At 59.2% G+C, this 24,720-nt stretch carries 23 protein-coding genes, 2 tRNA genes and 5 pseudogenes; 15 read left to right on the top strand and 15 right to left on the bottom strand.

Annotated elements, in window-relative coordinates:
• Positions 1–36: 36 nt before the first annotated feature.
• The 3 genes and pseudogenes from BLW70_RS31640 to BLW70_RS31255 form a co-directional block, all read left to right on the top strand.
• A pseudogene (locus tag BLW70_RS31640) lies at positions 37–861 on the top strand (PAS domain-containing protein); the annotation flags it as partial.
• Positions 841–1,401 carry a methyl-accepting chemotaxis protein gene (locus tag BLW70_RS31635; RefSeq protein ID WP_413037968.1) on the top strand — a complete coding sequence of 187 codons (561 nt, stop codon included), beginning with the start codon at positions 841–843 and terminating at the stop codon, positions 1,399–1,401. The pseudogene BLW70_RS31640 and the gene BLW70_RS31635, both read left to right, overlap by 21 nt.
• Positions 1,402–1,422: 21 nt before the next feature.
• Positions 1,423–1,612 (top strand): annotated as a pseudogene (locus BLW70_RS31255) (flavin reductase); the annotation flags it as partial.
• A 12-nt stretch (positions 1,613–1,624) separates the two neighbouring features.
• On the opposite strand, the gene BLW70_RS29490 reads toward BLW70_RS31255, so the two are convergent.
• Together BLW70_RS29490 and BLW70_RS29485 are read right to left on the bottom strand one after the other, a co-directional pair.
• Positions 1,625–1,993, bottom strand: coding sequence for a cupin domain-containing protein (locus tag BLW70_RS29490; RefSeq protein WP_074880288.1), 369 nt, complete (start codon positions 1,991–1,993; stop codon positions 1,625–1,627).
• 77 nt (positions 1,994–2,070) lie between these two features.
• The gene (locus BLW70_RS29485) at positions 2,071–2,880 is read right to left on the bottom strand and encodes an AraC family transcriptional regulator (protein ID WP_074880285.1); all 810 of its coding nucleotides are present in this window, start codon (positions 2,878–2,880) and stop codon (positions 2,071–2,073) included.
• A gap of 150 nt (positions 2,881–3,030) precedes the next feature.
• On the opposite strand from BLW70_RS29485, the pseudogene BLW70_RS30640 reads away from it, so the two are divergent.
• Positions 3,031–3,114: pseudogene (locus BLW70_RS30640) on the top strand (lysine transporter LysE); the annotation flags it as partial.
• A gap of 18 nt (positions 3,115–3,132) precedes the next feature.
• Positions 3,133–4,227, top strand: a complete 1,095-nt coding sequence (ddlA, locus tag BLW70_RS29480; RefSeq protein WP_074880282.1) for a D-alanine--D-alanine ligase — start codon at positions 3,133–3,135, stop codon at positions 4,225–4,227.
• Positions 4,228–4,300: 73 nt separating this feature from the next.
• On the opposite strand, the gene ggt is transcribed toward ddlA, so the two are convergent.
• Positions 4,301–6,133, bottom strand: a complete 1,833-nt coding sequence (gene ggt / locus BLW70_RS29475) for a gamma-glutamyltransferase (RefSeq protein ID WP_074880279.1) — start codon at positions 6,131–6,133, stop codon at positions 4,301–4,303.
• A 70-nt stretch (positions 6,134–6,203) separates the two neighbouring features.
• Between ggt and BLW70_RS31250 the strand changes: the two are divergent.
• Positions 6,204–6,366, top strand: a pseudogene (locus BLW70_RS31250) (DUF2817 domain-containing protein); the annotation flags it as partial.
• A gap of 83 nt (positions 6,367–6,449) precedes the next feature.
• Here the strand turns inward: BLW70_RS31250 and BLW70_RS31685 are convergent.
• From BLW70_RS31685 to BLW70_RS29460, 3 genes and pseudogenes are all read right to left on the bottom strand, one after another.
• Positions 6,450–7,178 (bottom strand): annotated as a pseudogene (locus BLW70_RS31685) (bestrophin-like domain); the annotation flags it as partial.
• 143 nt (positions 7,179–7,321) lie between these two features.
• Positions 7,322–7,398: transfer RNA gene (locus BLW70_RS29465), tRNA-Met, on the bottom strand.
• A gap of 116 nt (positions 7,399–7,514) precedes the next feature.
• Positions 7,515–9,572, bottom strand: a complete 2,058-nt coding sequence (locus BLW70_RS29460) for a methyl-accepting chemotaxis protein (RefSeq protein WP_074880273.1) — start codon at positions 9,570–9,572, stop codon at positions 7,515–7,517.
• Between the two features lie 331 nt (positions 9,573–9,903).
• Between BLW70_RS29460 and BLW70_RS29455 the strand changes: the two genes are divergently transcribed.
• The 3 genes from BLW70_RS29455 to BLW70_RS29445 all read left to right on the top strand — a co-directional run bounded on the left by BLW70_RS29455 (position 9,904) and on the right by BLW70_RS29445 (position 11,619).
• Positions 9,904–11,121, top strand: coding sequence for an MFS transporter (locus BLW70_RS29455; protein WP_074880269.1), 1,218 nt, complete (start codon positions 9,904–9,906; stop codon positions 11,119–11,121).
• Between the two features lie 80 nt (positions 11,122–11,201).
• Complete coding sequence (locus BLW70_RS29450; protein WP_074880266.1) at positions 11,202–11,381, top strand: hypothetical protein; 180 nt, start codon at positions 11,202–11,204, stop codon at positions 11,379–11,381.
• A 4-nt stretch (positions 11,382–11,385) separates the two neighbouring features.
• Positions 11,386–11,619 (top strand): hypothetical protein, encoded by a 234-nt coding sequence (locus BLW70_RS29445; protein ID WP_074880262.1) that lies wholly within the window; start codon positions 11,386–11,388, stop codon positions 11,617–11,619.
• Between the two features lie 114 nt (positions 11,620–11,733).
• Here the strand turns inward: BLW70_RS29445 and ychF are convergent, their stop codons facing one another.
• From ychF to BLW70_RS29405, 8 genes are all read right to left on the bottom strand, one after another.
• On the bottom strand, positions 11,734–12,834 hold the full coding sequence (gene ychF / locus BLW70_RS29440; RefSeq protein ID WP_008011955.1) for a redox-regulated ATPase YchF: 1,101 nt from the start codon (positions 12,832–12,834) through the stop codon (positions 11,734–11,736).
• 22 nt (positions 12,835–12,856) lie between these two features.
• A complete protein-coding gene (gene pth / locus BLW70_RS29435; RefSeq protein ID WP_008153430.1) occupies positions 12,857–13,441 on the bottom strand; it encodes an aminoacyl-tRNA hydrolase in 585 nt (194 codons plus the stop codon).
• A 169-nt stretch (positions 13,442–13,610) separates the two neighbouring features.
• Entirely contained in the window at positions 13,611–14,213 is a 603-nt protein-coding gene (locus tag BLW70_RS29430; protein ID WP_074880258.1) for a 50S ribosomal protein L25/general stress protein Ctc, read from the bottom strand.
• A 141-nt stretch (positions 14,214–14,354) separates the two neighbouring features.
• A complete protein-coding gene (locus BLW70_RS29425; RefSeq protein WP_003208392.1) occupies positions 14,355–15,296 on the bottom strand; it encodes a ribose-phosphate pyrophosphokinase in 942 nt (313 codons plus the stop codon).
• A gap of 45 nt (positions 15,297–15,341) precedes the next feature.
• Positions 15,342–15,416 (bottom strand) — tRNA-Gln (locus BLW70_RS29420).
• A gap of 37 nt (positions 15,417–15,453) precedes the next feature.
• Positions 15,454–16,305 carry a 4-(cytidine 5'-diphospho)-2-C-methyl-D-erythritol kinase gene (ispE, locus tag BLW70_RS29415; protein WP_074880862.1) on the bottom strand — a complete coding sequence of 284 codons (852 nt, stop codon included), beginning with the start codon at positions 16,303–16,305 and terminating at the stop codon, positions 15,454–15,456.
• A 2-nt stretch (positions 16,306–16,307) separates the two neighbouring features.
• Entirely contained in the window at positions 16,308–16,925 is a 618-nt protein-coding gene (gene lolB / locus BLW70_RS29410; RefSeq protein WP_074880254.1) for a lipoprotein insertase outer membrane protein LolB, read from the bottom strand.
• A gap of 4 nt (positions 16,926–16,929) precedes the next feature.
• Positions 16,930–18,654: a tetratricopeptide repeat protein gene (locus BLW70_RS29405; protein WP_074880251.1), complete on the bottom strand. Its 1,725-nt coding sequence runs from the start codon at positions 18,652–18,654 to the stop codon at positions 16,930–16,932.
• A 182-nt stretch (positions 18,655–18,836) separates the two neighbouring features.
• On the opposite strand from BLW70_RS29405, the gene hemA reads away from it, so the two are divergent.
• The 6 genes from hemA to BLW70_RS29375 all read left to right on the top strand — a co-directional run bounded on the left by hemA (position 18,837) and on the right by BLW70_RS29375 (position 24,201).
• Positions 18,837–20,126, top strand: a complete 1,290-nt coding sequence (gene hemA, locus BLW70_RS29400; RefSeq protein ID WP_074880247.1) for a glutamyl-tRNA reductase — start codon at positions 18,837–18,839, stop codon at positions 20,124–20,126.
• Positions 20,123–21,205: a peptide chain release factor 1 gene (gene prfA / locus BLW70_RS29395; RefSeq protein WP_074880244.1), complete on the top strand. Its 1,083-nt coding sequence runs from the start codon at positions 20,123–20,125 to the stop codon at positions 21,203–21,205. Before hemA ends, prfA begins: the two co-directional genes overlap by 4 nt.
• Positions 21,206–22,036 (top strand): peptide chain release factor N(5)-glutamine methyltransferase, encoded by an 831-nt coding sequence (gene prmC / locus BLW70_RS29390; RefSeq protein ID WP_074880241.1) that lies wholly within the window; start codon positions 21,206–21,208, stop codon positions 22,034–22,036.
• The gene (locus BLW70_RS29385) at positions 22,030–22,785 is read left to right on the top strand and encodes a molybdopterin-synthase adenylyltransferase MoeB (protein WP_074880238.1); all 756 of its coding nucleotides are present in this window, start codon (positions 22,030–22,032) and stop codon (positions 22,783–22,785) included. The genes prmC and BLW70_RS29385 overlap by 7 nt, the downstream gene beginning before the upstream one ends.
• Positions 22,778–23,569 (top strand): glutamate racemase, encoded by a 792-nt coding sequence (murI, locus tag BLW70_RS29380; RefSeq protein WP_074880235.1) that lies wholly within the window; start codon positions 22,778–22,780, stop codon positions 23,567–23,569. Before BLW70_RS29385 ends, murI begins: the two co-directional genes overlap by 8 nt.
• Positions 23,570–23,682: 113 nt before the next feature.
• A complete protein-coding gene (locus BLW70_RS29375) occupies positions 23,683–24,201 on the top strand; it encodes an acyloxyacyl hydrolase (protein ID WP_074880232.1) in 519 nt (172 codons plus the stop codon).
• Between the two features lie 129 nt (positions 24,202–24,330).
• On the opposite strand, the gene BLW70_RS29370 is transcribed toward BLW70_RS29375, so the two are convergent.
• On the bottom strand, positions 24,331–24,636 hold the full coding sequence (locus tag BLW70_RS29370; RefSeq protein WP_074880229.1) for a YkgJ family cysteine cluster protein: 306 nt from the start codon (positions 24,634–24,636) through the stop codon (positions 24,331–24,333).
• Positions 24,637–24,720: the final 84 nt, after the last annotated feature.

Raw genomic sequence — 24,720 nt, 5'->3', positions numbered from 1 at the left:
CCCTGAAACACTCTTCAGAAAATATCCTTTAGGCCGATGGCTAGGCTGCATGCCGCTTTCTTTCCCTGTCCATCGGTGTATCCCATGTTCAACAAACGCTTGAAGCAGGAGCTGTCGGCTCTTCGCGAAGAACTCTCCAGCCTCCAGCAAGTGAAGGAAAGCCTGGAAAGCGAGATGCTGGTCCTGACCCTCGATGCCGATGGGCGGATTCAATCGGTCAACCAGAACTTCATCGGCGAGATGCTTTACAAAAGCAACGACCTGATAGGGCGACACATCGAAGACATCGTCCCGGCCCATGTGAAGTCGGACGAATTCCACAAGCGCTTCAAGGTCGCACTGACCCGTGGCGAGCACTTTGCCGGCACGGTGCGTTTGTTGCGCGGCAATGGCCAGGAAGCCTGGCTGCGCTCGATCGTGCAGCCGGTTCGGTCCGCGGAGGGCCGGATCAAGCACTTCTCGATTTACTCCAGTGACCTGACCCGCACCATCGAGGCGTCTCGTGAGCATGAGAACCTGATCGGCGCGCTTGTGCGCTCCACGGCAGTGATCGAGTTTGACCTCAATGGCAACGTGCTGGCGGCCAACGAACGGTTCCTCAGCGGCATGGGTTACAGCCTGGCGCAAATCCAGGGCAAACATCACCGCATGTTCTGCGAACCCGAGGATTACAACAGCACCGCGTACCAGGATTTCTGGCGCCGCTTGAACGCAGGGGAGTTCGTCGCTGCCCGTTTCAAGCGCATCGACAGCCACGGTCGCGTGGTCTGGCTGGAGGCTTCCTACAACCCGGTGGTCGATGCCAATAACAAACTCTACAAAGTGGTGAAATTCGCCACGGTGATTACCGATCAAGTCAATCAGGAGCAAGCCGTCGCCGACGCCGCCAACATTGCCTATAGCACCTCGCAGCAAACCGACAGCAGCGCGCAGCGCGGGAGTGCGGTGGTGACTCAGGCGGTCAACGTGATGCGTGACCTTGCTTCGCACATGCAAACCGCCGGGGAAGGCATCGAAGCGCTGAACGAGCAGTCGCTGGTGATCGGCACCATTGTCAAAACCATCAGCGGGATTGCCGAACAGACCAACCTGCTGGCGCTCAACGCGGCCATCGAAGCGGCTCGGGCCGGGGAACAGGGGCGTGGTTTCGCGGTGGTGGCGGATGAGGTCCGGCAATTGGCTTCGCGCACCAGCCAGGCAACCGATGAGATTGTCGGCGTGGTGCGGCAGAACCAGGACATGGCGCGCAACGCCGTGGCGCTGATGACCGAGGGCAAACTCCAGGCTGAACAGGGGCTGGCGCTGGCGGCAGAGGCGGGGACGGTGATTGTCGAGATTCAGGACGGTGCTCAGAAAGTGGTGAACGCGGTCGGGCAGTTTGCCAATCAGCTAGCGACTTGATGCCTGCCATCGCGGCGTGAATCGCACCAGCAATACGATCTGTTTCTGGCTGAGGTGATTCCCGCACAGGCAGACGAGCGAGTGTTCAGTGACGGTCGCTGGCGCTTCGAAGGGCAAGATGCATTGCGCACCTTGCACCTTGCACCATGGGGCGGGCCGGCACTTCCTGAAAATCGGCGATCCAGCGGACGGCAAAACCTTGCCGCCGTAAGCCGCCTGCCTTTCACACCCAAACGTCATTTTGCGCAGTGCGCTCGCCACCTTCGCTCCCGGTGTTCAGCACACCCTTGGGCTCGATCAGCAGGAGTTTCACCTCCTGCTCGGCGAACGGTTTGTGCTCGACACCTTTTGACACCACATACATTTCGCCGGCGTTCACCAGCACGTGGCCATCGCGAAAGTCGATCCGCAATTGTCCTTCGAGGACGATGAAGGTTTCGTCGGTATCCTGGTGATCGTGCCAGATGAAATCCCCCAGCAGCTTCACCACCTTGAACTGGTAGTCGTTCATTTCGGCGATGACCCTGGGCGTCCAGTACGGCCCGATCCTGGAAATTTTCTCAGCGAAATTAAGGCTTTCGTAAGCGTTCATGCAGCAGCTCTCGTGGTTTGATCGTGCATCCACGATAGCCGGCGTATCGGTGAGCTTCTTGAACGATTGTGCGTGGCTCAGCGGCGGTGCATTTTCATCCAGCGTGCCGGCGACAAGCCGTAGGTTTTGCTGAATTGCCGGGTCATGTGGCTCTGATCGGTGAAGCCGGCGATCAGCGCGGCGCTGACCAGTGACTGGCCCTGGATCAACAGCGAGCGGACCAGGTCGAGGCGGCGCATGGTCAGGTATCGATAAGGGCTGGTGCCGAACAACAGGCGAAAATCCCGCGACAGGCTCCAGCGATCGCGACCACTGTGTTGCGCCAGTTCTTCCAGCGTCACGGTGCGATCCAGTGCGCTGTGGATGAATTCGCGCGCGCGTTCGGCGGCCACGTAGTCGAAGCTCTGGCGTGTGGCAGGCACGCCGGAAACACTGTTCAAGGCTTGGGCCAGATCGAACAGCGCATCCTGCTCTTCCAGAGGATCGAGGGGACAATCGAGGCTTCGCAGCAGCACGGCGGTGGCGGCGAACAAACGTGGATCGGCCGACAGGCCGGTCTTGATAAACGGCAACGGCTGGCCGCCGAGCATCTGCTGGATCAGCGCCGGCTCGATGTACATCATTCGATATTGGAACCCGGTCTCGGTGCCGGCTTCGCCATCGTGAACTTCGTCCGGGTGCAGCACCATGGTCCCGCCCGGCAGACTGTGGCGCCAGCCGCCGCGGTACTGAAAACTCTGCACGCCGGCCAGGGTATGGCCGATGGCGTAGGTATCGTGACGGTGAAGGTCGTAGCCGTGTCCGGCAAAAAACGCCTCGAAACGCTGAAGCCCGCCAACGTCCGGCGCGCGGTGGAACCAATCGATGGGAGGCGTGTGCTTGGCCATGGTGGTGTTGCCTTGAACTCGATGCTGAACACGTTACCCCACTCACCAACCGCCTGTCTGCTGCCGATCGAATCACCCCGGCCGGTAGAAAATCCCCGACTAATGTTGCAAGGTGTTGCATGTTTTTAAGTCACGAAGGCGCCCCACATCATGGAAATATCCCACCTGAGCTACGCTGCCCCGTTGTTTTCATTGGCGCTGTTATGGGCGGTTGCGGTGGTGACGCCAGGGCCAATCGTTGAGGAGTTCTGAATGAGCAAACTGCGGGTAGGTATTATTTTTGGCGGCCGTTCGGCTGAACACGAAGTGTCGCTGCAATCGGCGAAAAACATCGTCGATGCGCTGGACCGTTCGCGCTTCGAGCCGGTGCTGATCGGCATCGACAAGCAAGGTCACTGGCACCTGAATGACCCTTCGAATTTCCTGCTCAACCAGGAAAACCCGGCGCTGATCGCCCTCAACCAATCCAACCGCGAACTGGCCGTCGTGCCGGGCAAGGCCAGTCAACAATTGGTGGAAACCTCCAGTCAGGAAATGCTGGGACACGTCGATGTGATCTTCCCGATCGTCCACGGCACCCTGGGCGAAGACGGTTGCCTGCAAGGCTTGCTGCGCATGGCCGATCTGCCGTTTGTCGGCTCCGATGTGCTTGGTTCGGCCGTCTGCATGGACAAGGACATCAGCAAGCGCCTGCTGCGTGACGCCGGGTTGGCGGTCACGCCGTTCGTCACCCTGACCCGCGCCACCGCAGCGCGCACCGGGTTCGCCGAGGTGCAAGGCAAACTCGGCTTGCCGCTGTTCGTCAAACCGGCGAACCAGGGATCTTCCGTGGGCGTCAGCAAGGTGAATGACGAAATCGAGTACGCGGCAGCAGTGGAGCTGGCCTTGGGTTTCGATGAGAAAGTACTGGTCGAATCCGCCGTCCGTGGTCGCGAAATTGAGTGCGCGGTACTCGGCAACGATGACGCCATCGCCAGCGGTTGCGGCGAAATCGTGGTGCGCAGCGGATTCTATTCCTACGACAGCAAATACATTGACGCTCAAGCGGCGGAAGTGGTGGTGCCGGCAAACATCAGCATCGAAGCCAGTGAACGCATCCGTGCCCTGGCCGTCGAGGCATTCCAGGTGTTGGGTTGTTCCGGGCTGGCGCGGGTCGACGTGTTCCTGACCGACAGCGGCGAAGTGCTGATCAACGAGATCAACTCGTTGCCCGGCTTTACCCGCATCAGCATGTACCCCAAGCTATGGCAGGCCGCCGGTATGACGTACAGCGAGTTGGTCAGCCGTTTGATCGACCTGGCGCTGGAGAAGCATCAGGCGCGACAGGCGCTGAAGATCTCTCGCTAGGCTGAATCAGGTTTATCAGGCGTAAAAAAGGGCCTACCTCCCGGTAAGCCCTTGCTCATTTACCACGTAAGACTCAATCCCCCAACGCCGCCCCCTCACGCCGCGGATCGGCCCCGCCCGCCAGCGACGTTTTCCCTTGCGCATCCTTGACCCGGACAATCGCCTGGGTCCCGCTGGTCATGTCGATCTCGTTCACGCTGTGGCCTTTGTCTTTCAGCGTCTGAATCAGCGCCGGGCTGAACTGCCCCTGTTCCAGTTCGGTCGGGCCGTTGCGGCTGCCGAAGTTGGGCAGGCTGATGGCGGTTTGTGGGTCGAGGTTCCAGTCGAGCAGGCCGATGGTGGATTTGGCGACGTATTCGATGATCTGCGAGCCGCCGGGGGAGCCGATGGTGGCGAGGAATTCGCCGCTCTGACGGTCGAAAATCAGGGTCGGAGCCATGGACGAGCGGGGGCGTTTGCCGGGTTCGACGCGGTTGGCAACCTTCTGGCCATTCTCTTCGGGGATGAAGGAGAAGTCGGTCATCTGGTTGTTCAGCAGGAAACCCTGGACCATCAGGTGCGAGCCAAACGCGGACTCCACGGTGGTGGTCATGGACACGGCGCCGCCTTCGTCATCCACCGCCACCACTTGCGAGGTGGAGATGCGCAGCGGCGAGCGGTCCGGTGCGTAGGCGACCTGAATGCCTGGCGGGGTGCCGGGTTTGGCGGTGCCCATGCTGCGATCGCCGATCAGGGCCGCGCGGTCGGCCAGATACGCAGGGGCCACCAGACCTTTGACGGGCACAGGCACGAAGTCTGCGTCGGCCACGTACAGCGCGCGGTCGGCGTAAGCCAGGCGCTCGGCCTCGGAGATCAGGTGCACGGCTTCAGGCGCTGGTTCGATGCCCGCAGGTTTGTTGGTCTTGATCGGTTTGAGCGGCGCCAGGGCAAAACGCGGGTCACGGGTTTCCAGGGCCTGCAAGGTGCCGAGGATCTGCGCCACGGCAATTCCGCCCGACGACGGTGGCGGCATGCCGCAGACCTGCCAGCGTTTGTAGTCGGTGCACAGCGGCGCGCGCTCCTTGGCGCTGTAGCCGTTGAGGTCGTTCAGCGACAGGCTGCCCGGGTTGGCGTGGCCCTGAACCTTGGCGACGATTTCCTGTGCAACGGGGCCTTTGTACAACGCATCCGGTCCTTCCTTGGCAATGCGTTTGAACACAGCCGCCAGCGCCGGGTTTTTCAATTGCGTGCCTGCTGCTTTCGGGCTGCCATCGGCATTCAGGAAGTAGGCGGCCATGTCCGGCGAGCGTCGAATGGACGAATCCGAAGCGATCAACTGGTGTAGGCGTGGCGAGATGGCGAAACCTTGATCCGCGAGCCTGATCGCCGGTTCGAACAGCTGTGCCCAGGGCAGACGACCGTGTTTCTGATGGGCCAACTCAAGGGCCCGCATCACGCCCGGTGTCCCGACTGAACGACCGCCAATCTGCGCCTGGGTGAACGGCATCGGCTTGCCGTCGACTTGCAGGAATAGCTTCTCGGTGGCGCCGGCCGGAGCGGTTTCGCGACCGTCATAAGTGCGCACCGCCTTGCCATCCCAAAGCACGATAAATGCACCACCGCCAATGCCTGAAGATTGTGGCTCGACCAGGGTCAGCACGGCTTGCATCGCAATCGCGGCATCGATTGCCGAACCACCCTGACGCAACATCTCCCGCCCAGCCTCGGCCGCCAGCGGATTGGCCGCGGCTGCCATGTGTTTCGAGGCGTATTGGGTCTGCAGGTCGGCGCGATAACCTGACGCGGCTTCGGGCGCGACAGGCAACGTTGAAGTGGTCGGGGCGCTACAGGCTGCGAGGGTTAAAGCTGCGGCGATCAGCGAAAAGGCTGACAGGCGATAGCGGCTCAAGTGAAAGGCTGAGAACACGTGGGGGCACTCCGTCCGTGGGAAAGATCAGGGGACTTTATCGGCCGAACGGAAGCGACGCAAACCACGCGCGCTGCCGCAGGTGCGGTCGATGCCACTTTGTGATCGAGTGCGGGACGTATCTGATTGAGCAGTTCTATCCCGCCGACAGTGACTGGCAGGCGATGGTCTGGCTGCGGACCTGGCAGATCTGGGGGCGGGCGTTGCCAGCATTGTCGGCAATGCGTTCCTGACGTGATTGGCGCGGACGTGGCCTCTCTTTGCCCGAACTCGTGCGGTTCAAATTCTCCTGCAACCGCAGCAGGCTTTCTTCGCCGACGCGGATGAAGCCGCTGCGGGGCTGATCCATGTCGAGGATGAGGGTGAAGACCATGGCAATCAGCACCGCGAAGATGGCCGTCGAGCCGTGCCGTCGACGGTGGCCCAGGCCATAGCTGTAAGCGATCAAACCCAACGCGCCGATGGCCACCACGAACAGCAGATTGATGACGGTTGCCGGGACATGATTGTCCTGCTCGGCGCGACACTTTTCATTGACACTGTAGACGTCGGTCAACGACTGGATCATCAGGTTCATGGCGGCTGTCGCTTCGCCCTGGGCCTCGGCGGCGGTGGCCAGATTCCATAACTGGTCCTCGATCGTCCGCGACGATGCGCTGGCCGCCTTCAGCAGTTTCTCGTCCGTGCCGGCGCGCAGGTACTCAATCCGCGCCGAGACATACTCCTTGAGCAGCGCTGTCACCTTCCCGCGCAGTTCAGGTGGCAGCAACTTCGCTCGCAGATAGGTCGAGCCGATTACCGTGACTTCATCTTGAATCAGTGTCTTGCGCGCTTCGAAACGTGAAGTGGCCATGGCGAAGTTGAAACCCAGCAACAACGCGAGCAAAACGAGGAGGGCGGTTTGCAAAACGGTGAGGTGGGATCGGGCCGAATCACTGCTGTGGGTTCGGTGATGACGGCCGAGACGAAAAGCGAGTTCCAGCACCACGCAGAAAATGGCGACCGCGATGAAAAACACAATGATCTCGTCCAGGCCCCAGTACATAGGGTGGTCTCTCTGCGTTTAGCTTTGGCGTTAACTGTAGGAGAGAACCGCGAAGTGTGGGGACTAACCGCCCTGTGGACAGGGAGCACTTTTCTCGAGGCATAAAAAAACGGCCTACCTTTCGGTAAGCCGTTTTTAGTACTTGGTGGCTACACAGGGACTTGAACCCCGGACCCCAGCATTATGAATGCTATGCTCTAACCAACTGAGCTATGTAGCCAAGTGGCGCGCATTATTGGCTCGTAACGGAGATGTGTCAAGCGTAAATCTAAAATATTTCTCTACGCTTTCAACCGCTTATCCGCCTGACCCGAAAAAACGGGCCAGGGGAGGGCGTCAACTGAGCTGAAATCTCCCGGTATTGGCACTCAAGGCCTTGCTGCCCTGGCTCAAGGTGTCCGCTGCCAGGTTCACCGCCCGTGCGCCTTCGAGCAAGCGTACTGCCGCCTGATCGACTTGCTGGATATTGCCGCTGACCTCGTCGGCGGTGGTCGCTTGCTCGTCGACCGCTGTGGCGATCTGCGCCAGGGTATCGGTGACGCTCTGCACGGCACTGGCGATTTCCCCCAGGCGTTCGCCGAGGCCAGTGACGGCCTGGGCGTCGGACTGAGCCTGGCCGCAAGCGGCTTCCATCAGGCTCACCGCTTCGTTTACGGTGTTGCGCAGGCTGTCGACAGTCCCGGCAATCTGCGCGGTGGAGGACTGGGTGCGTTGCGACAGGCTACGCACTTCATCGGCCACCACCGCAAAGCCACGACCTTGCTCACCGGCGCGAGCGGCCTCGATGGCGGCATTAAGTGCCAACAAGTTCGTCTGCTCGGCAACCCCGCGGATGGTGTCCACCACCAACTGAATCTGCTGTCCTTGCTCACTGACCCGGCCCAATGCTGCCGCGGTATCGTTCAAACGCTGATTGAGTTGCTGAATACTCGCCGTCGTGCGCAGGCTGTCACGGCTGCTGTCGGCGGCAATGCGCTGGGTATGCTGAGCGCTGCCGGAGGCCTGTTCGCAACTCTGGGCGACGCCTTGAGAGGTCGCCGCCAATTGCGTGGCTGCCGCGGCGATCTGGCTGATCTGCAACTGCTGGGCTTCGACTTCCCCCAAGGCGCCGCTGGAGTGATGGTTAAGGGTGCGCACCGCGTTGCTCAGCTGCAAGGTTTCATGATCAACCCCCAGCAGGCTGTTGCGCAGTTGCACCACCGCGACGTTGAGGGCGGTGCTGATGGCGGCCAGCTCGTCGCGGCCTTCTACCGGTACTTGCAGGCTCAGATTGCCGTCGCGCAAGGCTTCGGCCAGCAGGGTAATGCCGCTGGCGCTACGACGGATCGAGGCCTGCAAGCAGATGAACAGGTACAGCGCGGCCAGCAGCAGGCAGCCAAAAATGCTCGCGACCAGGATGAACTGGCGGATGGCAGAGCCGTGGTAATAGTCCAGACGTTGATCCAGCGACACCAACGATTGCTGACGCAGCGAAGCGAGGTCGGCGAGCAGGGTGTCGAGGCTGCGTTCGAACTCGTCCGGCTTGAGCTTGATGCTGCCGCCGAACACACCGTCATCGAGGACTTTCAACTCGGCATCCAGGTGCTTGAGGCTGTCATGGTATTGCCCGGCCCAGGCCTGCAATGCGCTGGGTAGTCGCGCTTCGAGCAGGCTGGCGGTTTTGACCAGTTGCTCCCGGGCGTCACCGATGCGGCTGCGCAAGTCCCGCAGTTGCAGACGACTTTGCAGGGTGAACTGCCCGGACACTACAGAGGCCTGACCAACGCTGGCGAGACGGCCGACGCGTTCGATCAGGTCCGGCGCGTGCTGCGTGGAGATCTGCGTCAGCAGATAGGTTTCCAGCCACGGCGCCAGCGTCAGGCGATTGTCCATGGCAATCTGTTCGCGCAAGGCTTGCAGAGCGCTCAAGGCATTGGTGAAACGATCGTAACCGTCCGGCCACCAACCGACGCTGCTCAGGCTTTTCGAGTCCAGGCCGTTGAGGGCGCTTTGCAGCGCTTGAAAACGGGCCAGGGTTTCGCCCTCGGCGCCTTCGGTTTGCAGTGCGTTGCCGAGGTCCATGGTGGCTTGGGCGACGGCGGGCTGAACCGTATCGAAAGCCGCCATCGCCGCGATCGTCGCGGGTGTCGGCTGACGATTGGTTTCCGTGGCGCGCCAGCGAGCCGCGCGATCACGCTGAGCGGCGAGCAGATTATCCAGAGCGTCCAGGGCGAGCAGTTGCCGAACCCCGGCACGTTCGCCGGAGATCAGGTTCAGTTTGTCGCGATAGTCTTGACCGATCATCCACAGACTGCCCGTCAACGGCAGGATAAACAGCAGAAACAAAAGCTGAAATTTGCGTGCGAAGCCAAAACGCCCCAGCAACCCGATCCCCGGTGATAAAAAAGCCTGCATGCCCCATGACTCCTCTGGACACCACGCACCATTGGCGTGCGTCGCAACCGTTGCGGTCGCGACCGGTGCCCTTCTAAAAGGCCTCGAAAGTTCACCCTCGCCAGCTCTGTAGGCCGGCTCTGTAGCGAAACTTCCCATTCTCGGTCCCCTTTGTAAGGGGCCGCGTTGAAGCGGATTACCAAGGCAAGATTCAGACCATGGCGTTGCGCTATCACCTTTTCAACGATGAAAACGAGGTCGTTAGCAGGCTAAGGGGATGGCGCGGTTGCACCGAAAAATGGCACATTGGCGCACCTGCCCGTGTGCACCCATCTGTTGTATGGAAACTCTTATGGCTATCAGCAATGTCCAGACCGGCGCGCAGCCGGCATCCGCGACTTCACAAAGCAGCCCTTTGGTCATGCGCATCATCGGCGCCGTGGCGCTGGCGCATTTGATCAACGACTTGATCCAGTCGGTGCTGCCGTCGATCTATCCGATGCTCAAGGCCAGCTACGGCCTGACCTTCACCCAGGTTGGCCTGATCACCTTGACGTTCCAGCTGACGGCTTCGCTGTTGCAGCCGTGGGTCGGTTACTACACCGATCGGCACCCCAAACCCTGGCTATTACCGGCCGGGACGATCTGCACATTGATCGGCATTTTGATGATGTCGGTGGTCGGCACCTTTCCGATGATTTTGCTGGCGGCAGGGTTGATCGGTATCGGCTCCTCGACCTTTCACCCGGAAGCTTCTCGCGTGGCGCGGCTGGCTTCGGGCGGGCGGTTTGGTTTGGCGCAGTCGACGTTTCAGGTCGGCGGCAATGCTGGCTCAGCCTTCGGTCCTTTGCTGGCTGCGGCGATCATCATTCCGTTCGGTCAGGGCCATGTCGCCTGGTTCGGGCTGTTCGCGGTGTTTGCGCTGTTCGTGCTTTATCGGATCAGCCGCTGGTACGCCAATCACTTGAGCCTGTTCAAACTCAAACAAGGCCAGGCGGCGACACATGGTTTGTCGAAAAACCGTGTGATCAGTGCGCTGGTGGTACTCGGGCTGCTGGTGTTTTCCAAGTATTTCTACATGGCCAGCCTCACCAGTTACTTCACCTTCTACCTCATCGAGAAATTCGACCTGTCGGTAGCGAGTTCACAGTTGCACTTGTTCCTGTTTCTCGGCGCGGTAGCGGCGGGGACTTTCTTCGGCGGGCCGATAGGCGACAAGATCGGGCGCAAGGCGGTGATCTGGTTCTCGATCCTCGGCGTAGCGCCGTTCACTCTGATCCTGCCGCATGTCGACCTGTTCTGGACCAGCATCCTCAGCGTCGTGATCGGCTTCATCCTGGCCTCGGCTTTCTCGGCGATCGTGGTGTATGCCCAGGAACTGGTGCCGGGAAATGTCGGGATGATTGCCGGGGTGTTCTTCGGATTGATGTTCGGTTTTGGCGGGATTGGCGCGGCGTTGCTTGGGCATCTGGCGGACATTCACGGCATTGAGTACGTGTATTTCTTGTGTTCGTTCTTGCCGCTGCTTGGGGTGTTGGCGATCTTTCTGCCGCGGAGCAAAAAAGTCTGAAGCGGACCGATCGGGATTTGCGAAAACCCCAGTCCTGATGGACACTTCGCGCCTTTCTGAATTCGTTAAGGATGCGAACAGTGGAGTTTGACAGGAATCAATTTACCGCCAATCACGGCATTGTCCTCAGCGCTCATCCGTTTCAGTGTCAGGCCTATCACGCTGGCGATGTCATCGTCAGTCTGGACGCTCAAGTCAGTGGCGGCATCGGGCCGCAGCGTTCCGTGTCCTCCATGATCATCAAGTCACAAGGGGCATAGGCCCATGAGTCTCTACATTCAATATGCGTTGGCAGGCGTGGGGATGCTGCTGCTATACAGTTGCGTAAGGAGCTACGTACTCAGGAAATGGCTGGGTATTGCTCTGGTCGGTTTGGGCTTTTGCGTGATGTTTGTGCTGCCGCTCTATATTGGCAGCATTGATGTCGGGATCTTTGCAATCGCGGTAGTGGGGGCGGGGGCTTCGATGTTCTTCAATCGGCGTAAGTATCAGGTGTGAGGTAACGAGCCGCCGTAGCATGTGTTGTGCTGGTTTAATCCATGAAAAAAAAGGCACAAAAAAGCCGCGTCTAAACGCGGCTTTTTCTTGGGTAGTGCTTTGTTCTGAATAAAGTTACACGTTAAAACGGAAGTGCATCACGTCGCCGTCTTTAACGATGTAGTCCTTGCCTTCCAGACGCCATTTACCGGCTTCTTTGGTGCCGGCTTCGCCCTTGTATTGGATGAAGTCGTCGTAAGCGATGACTTCGGCGCGGATGAAGCCTTTTTCGAAGTCGGTGTGGATCACCCCAGCGGCTTGTGGCGCAGTAGCACCGACGCGGACGGTCCAGGCGCGGACTTCTTCGACACCGGCGGTGAAGTAGGTCTGCAAGTGCAGCATTTCGTAGCCAGCGCGGATGACGCGGTTCAGGCCAGGCTCTTCGAGACCCAGGGCTTCGAGGAACATATCTTTCTCTTCGCCATCTTCGAGCTCGGCGATTTCGGCTTCGATCTTGTTGCAGACCGGAACCACCATGGCGCCTTCTTCTTCGGCGATGGCTTTGACGATGTCCAGCAGCGGATTGTTCTCGAAACCGTCTTCAGCGACGTTGGCGATGTACATGACCGGCTTGGTGGTCAGCAGGTGGAAACCACGAATCACCGCTTTGTCGTCGGCGCCCATGTTCTTCATCAGCGTACGAGCAGGCTTGCCGAGGGTGAAGTGAGCGATCAATTGCTCCAGCAGGCCTTTCTGGACCACGGCGTCCTTGTCACCACCCTTGGCGTTGCGGGCGACTTTCTGCAGTTGCTTTTCGCAGCTGTCGAGGTCGGCGAAGATCAGTTCCAGATCGATGATTTCGATGTCGCGTTTCGGGTCGACGCTGTTGGAGACGTGAATCACGTTCTCGTCTTCGAAGCAGCGGACTACGTGGGCGATGGCATCGGTTTCACGGATGTTGGCCAGGAACTTGTTGCCCAGGCCTTCACCTTTCGAGGCGCCGGCAACCAGGCCAGCGATGTCGACGAATTCCATGGTGGTCGGCAGGATGCGCTTTGGATTGACGATGGCCGCCAAGGCTTCCAGACGTGGATCCGGCATCGGCACGATACCGGTGTTCGGCTCGATGGTGCAGAAGGGGAAGTTCTCGGCCGCGATCCCGGATTTGGTCAGGGCGTTGAATAGGGTGGACTTGCCGACGTTAGGCAGGCCGACGATGCCGCAATTGAATCCCATGGTGTTTTCCCCGAGGAGTGAGTCAGGCCTTCTGGCTGTGCAGGTTTTTCATCGCGCGGTTCCATTCCCCGGCGAGGATATCCGGCAGCACGCCGAGGGCAAAGTCGATGCTGGCATCGAGTTTTTCCTGTTCGGCGCGTGGCGCACGACCCAGGACGAAATTTGAAACCATACTGGCAACGCCCGGGTGGCCAATGCCAAGCCGCAAGCGGTGAAAGGTATTCTGATTGCCCAGTTGCGCGATGATGTCGCGCAACCCGTTGTGCCCGCCATGGCCGCCGCCCTGTTTGAGCTTGGCAACGCCGGGTGGCAGGTCGAGTTCGTCATGCGCCACCAGGATTTCTTCAGGCGTAATGCGGAAGAATCCGGCAAGTGCCGCGACGGCCTGGCCGCTGCGGTTCATGTAGGTGGTGGGAATCAGCAGACGAACATCCTGACCTTGATGCGAATAGCGTCCGGTCAGGCCGAAATATTTGCGATCCGCCACAAGGTTTACGCCTTGTGCGTTCGCGATGCGCTCAACAAAAAGGGCCCCTGCGTTATGCCGGGTCTGTTCGTATTCAGCGCCTGGATTTCCCAGGCCAACGATCAGTTTGATGGCAGTCACGATAGGGGCCCTTCTTTGGAGTGGTGGATAACATCGCCGCGACCGTTGTGTGCGGCGAAAGTGGACGACAAGTGCTCATTTACCATTATGTAAACTCCGCGATCTCGCCCGCTTTCTCGCTACGCTCTAGTCCGCGATGTTTCCGGTCACTCCGGCGAACAGAGTGAAATTACTCTGCTGCGCCTTCTTCAGTAGCTTCTGGAGCAACACGTGGAGCGTGAACGTTGGCAACAGCCTTGTCATCGCCGTGTGCCAGAGCAACAAACTCAACGCCTTTAGGGGCTTTGAGGTCAGACAGGTGAATGATCGAACCGATTTCGGCGTTAGCCAGATCGACTTCGATGAATTCAGGCAGGTCTTTTGGCAGGCAGGTAACTTCGATTTCCGAAACAACGTGCGAAACTTCGCCGCCTTTCTTGATCGGAGCTTCTTCGCCAACGAAGTGTACAGGCACGATAGCGGTCAGTTTCTGGCCAGCTACTACGCGTACGAAGTCAGCGTGCAGCACGTGGCCTTTGGCCGGGTGACGCTGCAGGGCTTTGATGATCACGTTTTGCTTGGTGCCGCCAACGTTCAGCTCGATGATGTGGCTGTAAGCCGCTTCGTTTTCGAGCAGTTTGGCAACTTCTTTAGCCAGCATGCTGATGGATTCAGGGGCTTTTTCGCCACCGTAAACTACAGCTGGTACCAGGCTTGCGAGACGACGCAGGCGGCGGCTCGCACCTTTCCCCAGGTCGGAACGCACTTCAGCATTCAGAGTAAATTCGTTCATGTTGTATCTCCAAAATAACCACATTCGCCCCAGCGTTTGCGACCAGCGCTAAAGGCGATATGGGCAAAAAAGCCCCGCCCCGACAGGAATGCCGGGGCGGGGCGCTTTTCGTCAACGAGATGGTCGAGAAGGGCAGGGCCCTTAACGGAACATCGCGCTGATCGATTCTTCGTTGCTGATGCGGCGAACCGCTTCGGCAACTACCGGCGCGATATCCAGTTGACGGATACGCGAGCAGGCTTGAGCAGCAGCGGACAACGGGATGGTGTTAGTCACCACCAGTTCGTCCAGCATTGAATTTTCGATGTTTTCGATCGCCCGACCGGACAGCACAGGGTGTGTGCAGTAGGCGAAAACCTTGGCAGCGCCATGCTCTTTCAGGGCCTTGGCCGCGTGGCACAGAGTGCCGGCGGTATCGACCATGTCATCGACCAGAATACAGGTGCGCCCTTCGACATCACCGATGATATGCATCACTTCAGAGTGATTGGCTTTCTCACGGCGTTTGTCGATGATCCCGAGATCCACGCCCAGGGATTTGGCAACAGCACGTGCACGCACGACGCCGCCAATGTCTGGGGATACGATCATCAGGTTTTCGAAGCGCTGATCTTCAATGTCATCCACCAGTACCGGGGAGCCGTAGATGTTATCTACCGGAATATCGAAGAAACCCTGGATTTGGTCAGCATGCAGATCAACCGTGAGAACACGGTCGATGCCGACTACGGTAAGCATGTCAGCAACGACTTTCGCGCTGATAGCCACACGTGCGGAACGCGGACGGCGATCCTGACGGGCATAACCAAAGTAAGGAATAACAGCAGTGATACGAGTAGCCGAGGAGCGGCGGAAGGCATCAGCCATCACTACCAGTTCCATCAGGTTATCGTTAGTCGGAGCGCAAGTCGGCTGAATAATGAAGACATCTTTACCGCGGACGTTTTCATTGATCTCGGCAGTAATTTCGCCGTCGGAGAACTTACCGACAGAGATGTCACCGAGAGGGATATGCAGCTGACGTACAACACGCCGAGCCAGATCGGGGTTAGCGTTCCCCGTAAAGACCATCATCTTGGACACGCGCAGTACCTAGAGGCTGAGGGTAACCTGGATGAGTATGGAAAATGGCAGGGGCGGCTGGATTCGAACCAACGCATGGCAGGATCAAAACCTGCTGCCTTACCGCTTGGCGACGCCCCTGTATCTGTTGCAACGAGTACCCAGTACTCGATTCCTTTTAGAGCAGACTTTGCAGCTTGCGATGCAACATCGAAACGTTGCTTCCCTTTGCTACAAACCCTGTAAGGGTCTCTGTAAGAAGGGCCGAGACTTTATCAGCTTCAGCTTTGTTTGGGAAGCCCCCAAACACACAACTTCCAGTTCCGGTGAGTTTTGCTTCGGTAAATTTACCTAACAAATTCAATGCGTTACGTACATCTGGGTAACGCCTTGCTACCACCGGTAAGCAGTCATTTCGACTGTTTCCCTTGGGAACGGGGCGCACTTTAATGGGAGAAGAGTTACGTGTCAACAACGGATCTGAAAAAATTTCTGCTGTACTTACAGAGACTTGCGGCACAAGCACGAGATACCACGGTTCTTCGGGGTCTACAGGGGTCAGTTTTTCCCCCACGCCTTCGGCAAAAGCCGCGTGCCCACGCACGAAAACCGGGACGTCCGCGCCCAGCGTCAGGCCTAGAGCGGCCAGTCGATCCTCATTCCAACCCAGTTGCCAGAGATGATTGAGACCGAGCAAAGTCGTCGCGGCATTTGAACTGCCGCCACCAATTCCACCGCCCATAGGAAGAATTTTTTCGATCCAGATGTCGATGCCGAGCGAACAACCGGATTGCTCCTGAAGTTTTTTTGCCGCTCGAACAATCAGATTGCTGTCGTGAGGGACGCCTTCGAATTCGGTGTGCAGTCGAATCACACCGTCATCACGAACGGCGAAGGTGATCTCATCGCCGTAATCGAGAAACTGAAAAATAGTCTGCAACTCGTGATAACCGTCTTCACGGCGACCGAGGATGTGCAGCATCAGATTGAGTTTGGCCGGGGAGGGCAGCGTCAAGCGCGCAGCAGTCATCTTCATTGCCCCAATTTGCGAGGTTGCCATTCCTTGATCACCAGCGTGACATCAAGGTCGGTGCCATGCAGTTTGATCCGCTCGGGCAGCCAAAAGCCGTTTTGCTCGGCATAACTGAGGTATTCGACTTGCCAGCCATCCTGCTCAAGGTTGGCCAGGCGGCTGTCAGTGTCCAGCGTCAGACGGCTTTTGCTGTCCGGAGCCGGGAGCCCCCGAACCCACCAGGCCAGATTCGACACCGGTAACTTCCAACCCAGTTGTTCTTCGACCAACACTTCAGGCGTCGGCGCTTCATAGCGGCCCTGGTTGGCGACTTCCAGCGAGACCTTGCCGGGGCGGCCGGTCAGGCGTGCTGCGCCGCGACCCAGGGGGCCGGAGAGGCGAATGTCGTAGTAATCCTGTCGCTGCAGCCAGAACAACGTGCCGCTGCCCGAGTCTTTCGGGGCGCGGATGCCGATCTTGCCGTTGATCTGCCAGCCGTCGAGGCTGGTCAGTTGCTGTTTGTACACGCGCCATTGGGCCGTGTTGCCTTTGCCCTGGACTGATTCGCGGGCACCGAAGCCCGCGCAACCGGCGAGCAGGGCGATGAAACTGAAAACGATGAGGTGGCGCAAAAACATAATGTTAAAGAGTCTCTGATCCGGTCAGGCGCTTGATGGTGCTGCGCAGGATGGGGCTGTCGGGTTGTTCCTTGAGGAACTTGCTCCAGATTTGCTTGGCTTCCCGTTGCTTGCCATTGGCCCACAGGACTTCGCCCAGGTGCGCGGCGACTTCCTGATCGGGGAAGCGCTCCAGCGCCTGGCGCAGCAGGCGTTCGGCTTCGTCGAGGTTGCCCATGCGGAAGTTCACCCAGCCGAGGCTGTCGAGTACCGCCGGGTCTTCCGGATTGATCTTGTGCGCCTGTTCGATCAAGGCCTTGGCTTCGACATAGCGCGTCGTACGGTCCGACAGGGTGTAACCGAGGGCGTTCAGCGCCATCGCGTTGTCGGGGTCGCGCTTGATGATCAGCCGCAGATCACTTTCCATCTGCGCCAGGTCATTGCGTTTTTCCGCTTGCATGGCGCGGGTGTACAGCAGGTTCAAATCGTCCGGGTATTGCTGCAAGGCTTGCTTCAATACATTCCAGGCCTTGTCGGGCTGTTTATTGGCAGACAAGGTTTCGGCTTCGATCAAGTACAACTGAATCGCGTAATCGGGTTGCTCGTCGCGCTCCGCAGCCAGACGGCTTTGGGCTTCGGCGGTCTTGCCGTTATTCATCAGGATATCGGCCTGACGCAATTGCGCCGGCAGGTAATCGTTGCCAGGGCCGACCTGGGCGTACTCGATCAGCGCGCCTTGAGGGTCATTGCGCTCTTCAGCGATACGACCGAGGTTCAAGTGCGCCGAATCGACGTGGCTTTCCCGGGCAATCAGGTCTTCCAGATAGCCCTTGGCCTCATCCCAGGCCTTGGCTTCCAGGCAAACCAGCGCCAGGGAATAACGCAGCTCGTCGTCTTCGGGGTACTGCTGAACCAGGCTGGAGAACTCGGCTTTGGCGTCGTCCATGCGGTCCTGTTCAACCAGCATGCGCGCGTAAGTCAGGCGCAGGCGTTTGTCGTCCGGGTATTTCTTGATGCTTTTTTGCAGCAGCGGCAAGGCTTCGTCACCACGACTGAGGGCCTGCAGCAGGCGTGCGCGCAGCAAAATCGGTGCTATTTCGCCTTCGTCCGGAGGATTGTCTTCCAACAGGCTCAGCGCACCCTTGGCATCACCGTCCTGTTGCAGCAGCAAGGCTTTGCCGAAAATCAGCTGACTGTTGTTCGGATGGCGCTGCAATAAACGGTCAAAACTTTTCATCAAGCCGTTGCGCGTGTCCTGGTCGGTATCGGCCGCAGACAGGGCGAGGAAGTCGAAATGCGTGTCGCCCTTGCCTTGCAGGACTTTCTCCATATAGACCATGGAGTCGTCATAGCGCCCGGCACGAGCCAGTTGCACGGCAGCGGCCCGTTGCGCCTCAAGGTCTTGTGGCGCGTTTTTCGCCCAGATCAGCGCGGTGTCCAGGGCGGCCTGATCGGCGCCCAGATACTCGGCAATACGGAATGCTCGCTCGGAGATGCCCGGATCCTGAGTATTGATCGCCTGGGTCACGTAGTTGTCCAGGGCAATGTCGAAACGATTGCGCTGGCCAGCCAGTTCGGCGCTCAACAGGCTGAAGACGGTTTCTTCACTGAATGAGCTGTAGACCTTGGGCTTTTCAGGGGCCGGAGTGCTGTCTTCGACCGGCGGCGTACCGTCCGACGAAACGGGTGCCAAGGCCTGGCAGCCGCTGAGGAAGACAAAAGCGAGGAGCAACGCGGAAGATCTATTCATATAGGAAGAGGACGACTAACCTGCGGTCGGATCATCATGACACAAGCCTTCGGCCAAACATAACCGAGACTCAATCGGCACCTTTATAGAGGCAGGTCATTGGGACAATAGTCAGCGGTAGTTGTTCTGGCTCTGTCGAAGTAGGACAATTGCCGGCTTCACGTCACTATCAGCGACCTTGAATGGCCTTCCTTGCACTCGGTATTAACCACAAGACTGCTTCAGTAGACGTCCGCGAGCGCGTGGCCTTTACCCCTGAGCAACTGGTGGAGGCCTTGCAGCAGCTCTGCCGACTCACCGACAGCCGCGAAGCTGCGATCCTCTCCACCTGCAATCGCAGTGAACTCTATATAGAACAGGATCACCTTTCGGCGGACGTCATTCTGCGCTGGCTGGCCGATTATCATCATTTGAGCCTCGAAGAGCTGCGTGCGAGCGCTTATGTGCACGAAGATGATGCGGCAGTTCGTCACATGATGCGGGTGGCTTCCGGGCTCGATTCGCTGGTGTTGGGCGAACCGCAGATTCTCGGTCAGATGAAATCGGCCTACGCCGTGGCCCGCGAGGCTGGCACCATCGGTCCGTTGCTCGGGCGGTTGTTCCAGGCCACGTTCAATGCGGCCAAACAGGTGCGCACCGACACCGCCATTGGCGAGAACCCGGTGTCGGTGGCGTTTGCCGCGGTCAGTCTGGCGAAACAGATTTTCAGCGACCTGCAACGCAGCCAGGCCTTGCTGATTGGCGCCGGCGAGACCATCACCCTGGTCGCCCGCCATCTGCACGAATTGGGTGTGAAACGCATCGTCGTCGCCAACCGCACCCTGGAGCGCGCGAGCATTCTGGCCGAGCAGTTCGGCGCTCACGCGGTGTTGCTCTCGGACATCCCGGCGGAACTGGTGCGCAGCGACATCGTCATCAGCTCCACCGCCAGCCAGTTGCCGATCCTGGGCAAGGGCGCGGTGGAAAGCGCCTTGAAACTGCGCAAGCACAAGCCGATCTTCATGGTAGACATCGCCGTCCCCCGGGATATCGAGCCTGAAGTCGGCGAACTGGACGATGTTTACCTCTATAGCGTCGACGATCTGCACGAAGTGGTCGCCGAGAACCTCAAGAGTCGCCAAGGCGCAGCCCAGGCGGCGGAAGAGATGGTCTCGATTGGTGCCGAAGATTTCATGGTTCGCCTGCGTGAACTGGCGGCAGTGGATGTGCTCAAGGCCTATCGCCAACAAAGCGAGCGCCTGCGCGACGAAGAATTGCAGAAGGCCCAGCGCATGCTGGCCAACGGCAGCAGCGCCGAAGACGTGCTGGTGCAACTGGCGCGGGGCCTGACCAACAAACTCTTGCACGCACCGAGCGTGCAGTTGAAAAAGCTCTCTGCCGAAGGCCGCCTCGATGCGCTGGCCATGGCCCAGGAACTCTTTGCCCTGAATGAGGGCTCATCGGATAGCTTTTCGGATAAAAAACCGCAATGAAAGCGTCACTGCTCAATAAGCTGGACATCCTCCAGGACCGTTTCGAGGAATTGACCGCCTTGCTTGGCGACGGCGAAGTCATTTCCGATCAGAACAAATTCCGCACCTATTCCAAGGAATACGCGGAAGTCGAACCGATTGTCGAAACCTATAAACAGTTGCTCAAGGTACAAAGCGATCTCGAGGGCGCTCAGGCGCTGCTCAAGGACAGCGACCCGGACATGCGCGAAATGGCCGTGGAAGAAGTCCGCGAAGCCAAAGAGCAACTGATCGACATCGAAGCCAGCCTGCAACGCATGCTGCTGCCCAAGGATCCGAACGATGGCCGCAACGTGTACCTCGAAATCCGCGCCGGCACCGGCGGTGACGAGGCGGCGATTTTCTCCGGCGACCTGTTCCGCATGTATTCGCGTTACGCCGAACGACGTGGCTGGCGGGTGGAGATCCTCTCGGAGAACATCGGTGAACACGGCGGCTTTAAAGAAGTCATCGCTCGCGTCGAAGGCGACAACGTCTACGGCAAGCTGAAATTCGAATCCGGTGCCCACCGCGTACAACGGGTTCCGGCTACCGAATCCCAGGGTCGTATCCACACCTCGGCCTGCACCGTAGCGGTGTTGCCCGAGCCGGACGAGCAAGAAGCGATCGAGATCAACCCCTCGGATTTGCGCATCGATACCTACAAATCCTCCGGTGCCGGTGGTCAGCACGTTAACAAAACGGACTCGGCGATCCGCATCACGCACTTGCCGTCCGGTATCGTCGTCGAGTGCCAGGAAGAACGTTCCCAGCACAAGAACCGCGCCCGGGCGATGTCCTGGCTGTCGGCCAAGCTCAACGATCAGCAAACCAGCGCCGCCGCGAACGCGATCGCCAGCGAGCGTAAATTGCTGGTCGGTTCGGGCGATCGCTCGGAGCGGATTCGCACGTACAACTTTGCCCAGGGGCGGGTCACCGACCACCGGGTCAACCTGACGCTGTATTCCCTCGACGAAATCCTCGCGGGTGGCGTCGATGCGGTGATCGAGCCGTTGCTGGCCGAATACCAGGCCGACCAATTGGCAGCGATAGGTGAGTAAATGACGATCATTGCCAGTTTGTTACGCGCCGCCGACCTGCCGGATTCGCCCACTGCGCGCCTGGATGCCGAATTGTTGTTGGCCGCGGCGTTGGGCAAGTCCCGCAGTTTTCTGCACACCTGGCCCGAGCGCATCGTTCCGAGCGAAGCGGCGCTTAAATTTGCCGAGTATTTGCAGCGCCGCCGTGGCGGTGAGCCAGTGGCCTACATCCTCGGCCAGCAAGGTTTCTGGAAGCTTGATCTGGAAGTGGCGCCGCATACGCTGATCCCGCGCCCGGACACCGAACTGTTGGTGGAGACTGCGCTGGAACTGCTGCCGGCCACACCAGCCAAGGTCCTCGACCTCGGCACCGGCAGCGGCGCCATTGCGTTGGCCCTGGCCAGCGAGCGTCCGGCCTGGAAGGTGACCGCCGTGGATCGCGTACTCGAAGCCGTGGCCCTGGCCGAGCGCAATCGCCAGCGCCTGCACCTGAACAACGCCACCGTGCTGAGCAGTCATTGGTTCAGTGCGCTGGAAGGTCAGCGCTTTCAGCTGATCATCAGCAACCCGCCTTATATTGCCTCCGCCGATCCGCATCTGGTGGAAGGCGATGTGCGTTTCGAACCGGCCAGTGCCTTGGTGGCTGGCGTCGACGGGCTCGACGATCTGCGTCTGATCGTCGCCCAGGCGCCGGATTATCTGGAAGCGGGCGGTTGGCTGATGCTTGAACACGGTTACGATCAAGCCACTGCGGTACGCGATTTGCTGCTGACCCGCGGCTTTGAAGAAGTCCACAGCCGCACCGATCTGGGCGGTCACGAACGTATCAGCCTGGGGCGCCTGCCGTGCTGAATGATCAGGAGTTGTTGCGCTACAGTCGGCAGATTCTGTTGCAACACGTCGACATCGACGGCCAGTTGCGACTGAAAGAAAGCCGCGTGTTGATCGTCGGTCTTGGCGGCCTCGGCTCGCCGGTTGCGCTGTATCTGGCCGCCGCCGGCGTCGGTGAATTGCACCTGGCGGACTTCGACACCGTCGACCTGACCAACCTGCAACGCCAGATCGTCCACGACACCGACAGTGTCGGCCTGAGCAAGGTCGATTCGGCGATCCGTCGACTGAGCGCGATCAATCCCGAAATTCAGTTGATCGCCCATCGCACCGCGCTGGACGAAGATTCCCTGGCCGCCGCCGTGGCTGCGGTGGATCTGGTGCTGGACTGTTCCGACAATTTTTCCACCCGCGAAGCGGTCAACGCTGCGTGTGTCGCCGCCGGTAAACCTCTGGTCAGCGGCGCAGCGATTCGGCTCGAAGGGCAGTTGTCGGTGTTTGACCCGCGCCGTCCGGAAAGTCCGTGCTACCACTGTTTATATGGTCACGGCAGTGAAGCCGAACTGACCTGCAGCGAAGCCGGCGTCGTAGGGCCATTGGTTGGCCTGGTGGGCAGTCTCCAGGCGCTGGAAGCGATGAAATTGCTGGTGGGTTTCGGCGAGCCGCTGGTGGGGCGCCTGTTGTTGATCGATGCCTTGGGCTCGCGCTTTCGCGAATTGCGGGTCAAGCGTGATCCGGGCTGCAGCGTCTGTGGTTCGAAGCATGCGTGAAGCGCCGATTGGCGTGTTCGACTCCGGTGTCGGCGGGCTTTCGGTGCTGGCCGAGATTCAGCGTTTGCTGCCTAACGAGTCACTGTTGTACGTCGCCGATTGCGGGAATATTCCCTACGGCGAGAAAACCCCGGAATTCATCCGTCATCGCTGCAGCGTGATGGCCGGTTTTTTTCAGCAGCAGGGCGCCAAGGCCTTGGTGCTGGCCTGCAACACGGCGACGGTCGCTGGCGTTGCCGACTTGCGCCGCGATTATCCCGAGTGGCCCATCGTCGGCATGGAGCCAGCGGTCAAACCGGCCGCTGCCGCCACCCGCAGCGGTGTGGTCGGCGTGCTCGCCACTACTGGCACCTTGCAGAGTGCCAAGTTCGCGGCGTTGCTCGACCGATTCGCCACCGATGTGCGCGTCATCACCCAGCCGTGCCCCGGCCTGGTGGAGCTGATTGAAAACGGCGATCTGCACAGCGAGGCATTGCGCCAGTTGCTGGCCAGGTATGTCGAACCGCTGCTCGGTGCCGGGTGCGACACGATAATTCTGGGCTGCACGCATTATCCCTTCCTAAAGCCGTTGCTTAAGCAGATGATCCCCGATGACATCAGTTTGATTGATACCGGCGCCGCTGTAGCGCGGCAACTTCAGCGATTGTTGGCCGAGCGGGAATTGCTCGCCCAAGAACCTGCGCGTGCTGCGCAATTCTGGACGAGTGCCGATCCGGAGCATTTCAGAAATATCTTGCCGATACTGTGGAATACCGCTGGTGTTGTGCGAAGCTTCAAGGAGTAACAAAACTCGGGGCAAGCGAGTAATTGGGGTGAACTTCTGATTAATCGTCGACTTCTATAGCGTTAAGCAACAAAAAAAAACCATACGAAATCGTTCGGAAAAGGATGTTTCTAATGAAGCGACTATTCTGCTTGGCCGCGATTGCGGCCGCACTAATGGGGCACAGTTTTACCGCACAAGCGGCAGGCGTGGAGTTCGCGGTCGGCCAGACTGACGAATCGACCATGACCTATCGGCTGGGCATGCAATTCGATTGGGACAAGAGCTGGTTGCAGAGTGATATCGGTCGTTTGACGGGTTACTGGAGCGGTGCCTACACCTATTGGGATGGCGACAAGACCTCCAGCAACCACAGCCTGTCGTTCTCGCCGGTGCTGGTTTACGAGTTTGCCGGGCAGACCGTCAAACCCTACCTGGAGTTGGGCGTCGGCGTCGCGGTATTCGCCAATACCGAAGTCGAAAACAACCAACTGGGCAGTGCCTTTCAGTTTGAAGACCGGTTCGGTTTTGGGCTGCGCTTTACGGGCGGGCATGAAGTCGGGATTCGTGCGACGCATTATTCCAATGCCGGAATCAGCAGCCCGAACGATGGTGTAGAAAGTTACGCGCTTCACTACACCATGCCGCTGTAAGACTCACTCGGTTAAATGTGGGAGCGGGCTTGCTCGCGAATGCGGACTGTCAGTTGACATCATCGTTGACTGACACGCCGCCTTCGCGAGCAAGCCCGCTCCCACATTGGATCTTCACTGGTCTGACTTTCAGCGATACGCCGTGGTAATCCCTTGGCGTTCTTCGATGCATTCCGGTGCGCCCATCTCGAACTCCCGACAGATCAACGGGCGTTTTTCGTAGATGGTGCACATCATCGTGTTGCGATCCAGCGCGGCGCACCAGCCGTCATCCAGGCGCAGCATGACTTCCCCGCCCCAGTCATCGGTATCGATAAAACGTTCGGGCACGCCCGTGTCCGTGATCAGCATGACTTCGAGCTGACAGCAGCAAGCTGCGCAGGTCGAGCATGTGACCGCAGGCTCGGCGATTTGCGTATGGGGAATGGTTTTCATGGCGCCCAGTGTAAGGCAGTGGGCCGATGCTGTGTGAAAGGCCTGACGGACAGGGTGATCTCATGGCTGCGATTCAACAGCCAG

This window comes from Pseudomonas frederiksbergensis (assembly GCF_900105495.1).
In the GTDB taxonomy this organism is placed as follows: Bacteria; Pseudomonadota; Gammaproteobacteria; order Pseudomonadales; family Pseudomonadaceae; genus Aquipseudomonas; species Aquipseudomonas frederiksbergensis.
Note: the sequence above shows the minus strand (reverse complement) of the source record. Positions and strands in the feature narration are given on the sequence as shown.

Bases quoted from the DNA above. Each gene is read 5' to 3' on its own strand.
- BLW70_RS29485 (WP_074880285.1), bottom strand. From the start codon at position 2,880: ATGGCCAAGCACACGCCTCCCATCGATTGGTTCCACCGCGCGCCGGAC.
- BLW70_RS29455 (WP_074880269.1), top strand. From the start codon at position 9,904: ATGGCTATCAGCAATGTCCAGACCGGCGCGCAGCCGGCATCCGCGACT.
- ispE (WP_074880862.1), bottom strand. From the start codon at position 16,305: ATGACTGCTGCGCGCTTGACGCTGCCCTCCCCGGCCAAACTCAATCTG.
- ddlA (WP_074880282.1), top strand. From the start codon at position 3,133: ATGAGCAAACTGCGGGTAGGTATTATTTTTGGCGGCCGTTCGGCTGAA.
- hemA (WP_074880247.1), top strand. From the start codon at position 18,837: ATGGCCTTCCTTGCACTCGGTATTAACCACAAGACTGCTTCAGTAGAC.
- prfA (WP_074880244.1), top strand. From the start codon at position 20,123: ATGAAAGCGTCACTGCTCAATAAGCTGGACATCCTCCAGGACCGTTTC.
- lolB (WP_074880254.1), bottom strand. From the start codon at position 16,925: ATGTTTTTGCGCCACCTCATCGTTTTCAGTTTCATCGCCCTGCTCGCC.
- prmC (WP_074880241.1), top strand. From the start codon at position 21,206: ATGACGATCATTGCCAGTTTGTTACGCGCCGCCGACCTGCCGGATTCG.
- BLW70_RS29375 (WP_074880232.1), top strand. From the start codon at position 23,683: ATGAAGCGACTATTCTGCTTGGCCGCGATTGCGGCCGCACTAATGGGG.
- BLW70_RS29405 (WP_074880251.1), bottom strand. From the start codon at position 18,654: ATGAATAGATCTTCCGCGTTGCTCCTCGCTTTTGTCTTCCTCAGCGGC.
- BLW70_RS29370 (WP_074880229.1), bottom strand. From the start codon at position 24,636: ATGAAAACCATTCCCCATACGCAAATCGCCGAGCCTGCGGTCACATGC.
- BLW70_RS29460 (WP_074880273.1), bottom strand. From the start codon at position 9,572: ATGCAGGCTTTTTTATCACCGGGGATCGGGTTGCTGGGGCGTTTTGGC.
- BLW70_RS29445 (WP_074880262.1), top strand. From the start codon at position 11,386: ATGAGTCTCTACATTCAATATGCGTTGGCAGGCGTGGGGATGCTGCTG.
- murI (WP_074880235.1), top strand. From the start codon at position 22,778: ATGCGTGAAGCGCCGATTGGCGTGTTCGACTCCGGTGTCGGCGGGCTT.
- BLW70_RS29490 (WP_074880288.1), bottom strand. From the start codon at position 1,993: ATGAACGCTTACGAAAGCCTTAATTTCGCTGAGAAAATTTCCAGGATC.
- BLW70_RS29430 (WP_074880258.1), bottom strand. From the start codon at position 14,213: ATGAACGAATTTACTCTGAATGCTGAAGTGCGTTCCGACCTGGGGAAA.
- ychF (WP_008011955.1), bottom strand. From the start codon at position 12,834: ATGGGATTCAATTGCGGCATCGTCGGCCTGCCTAACGTCGGCAAGTCC.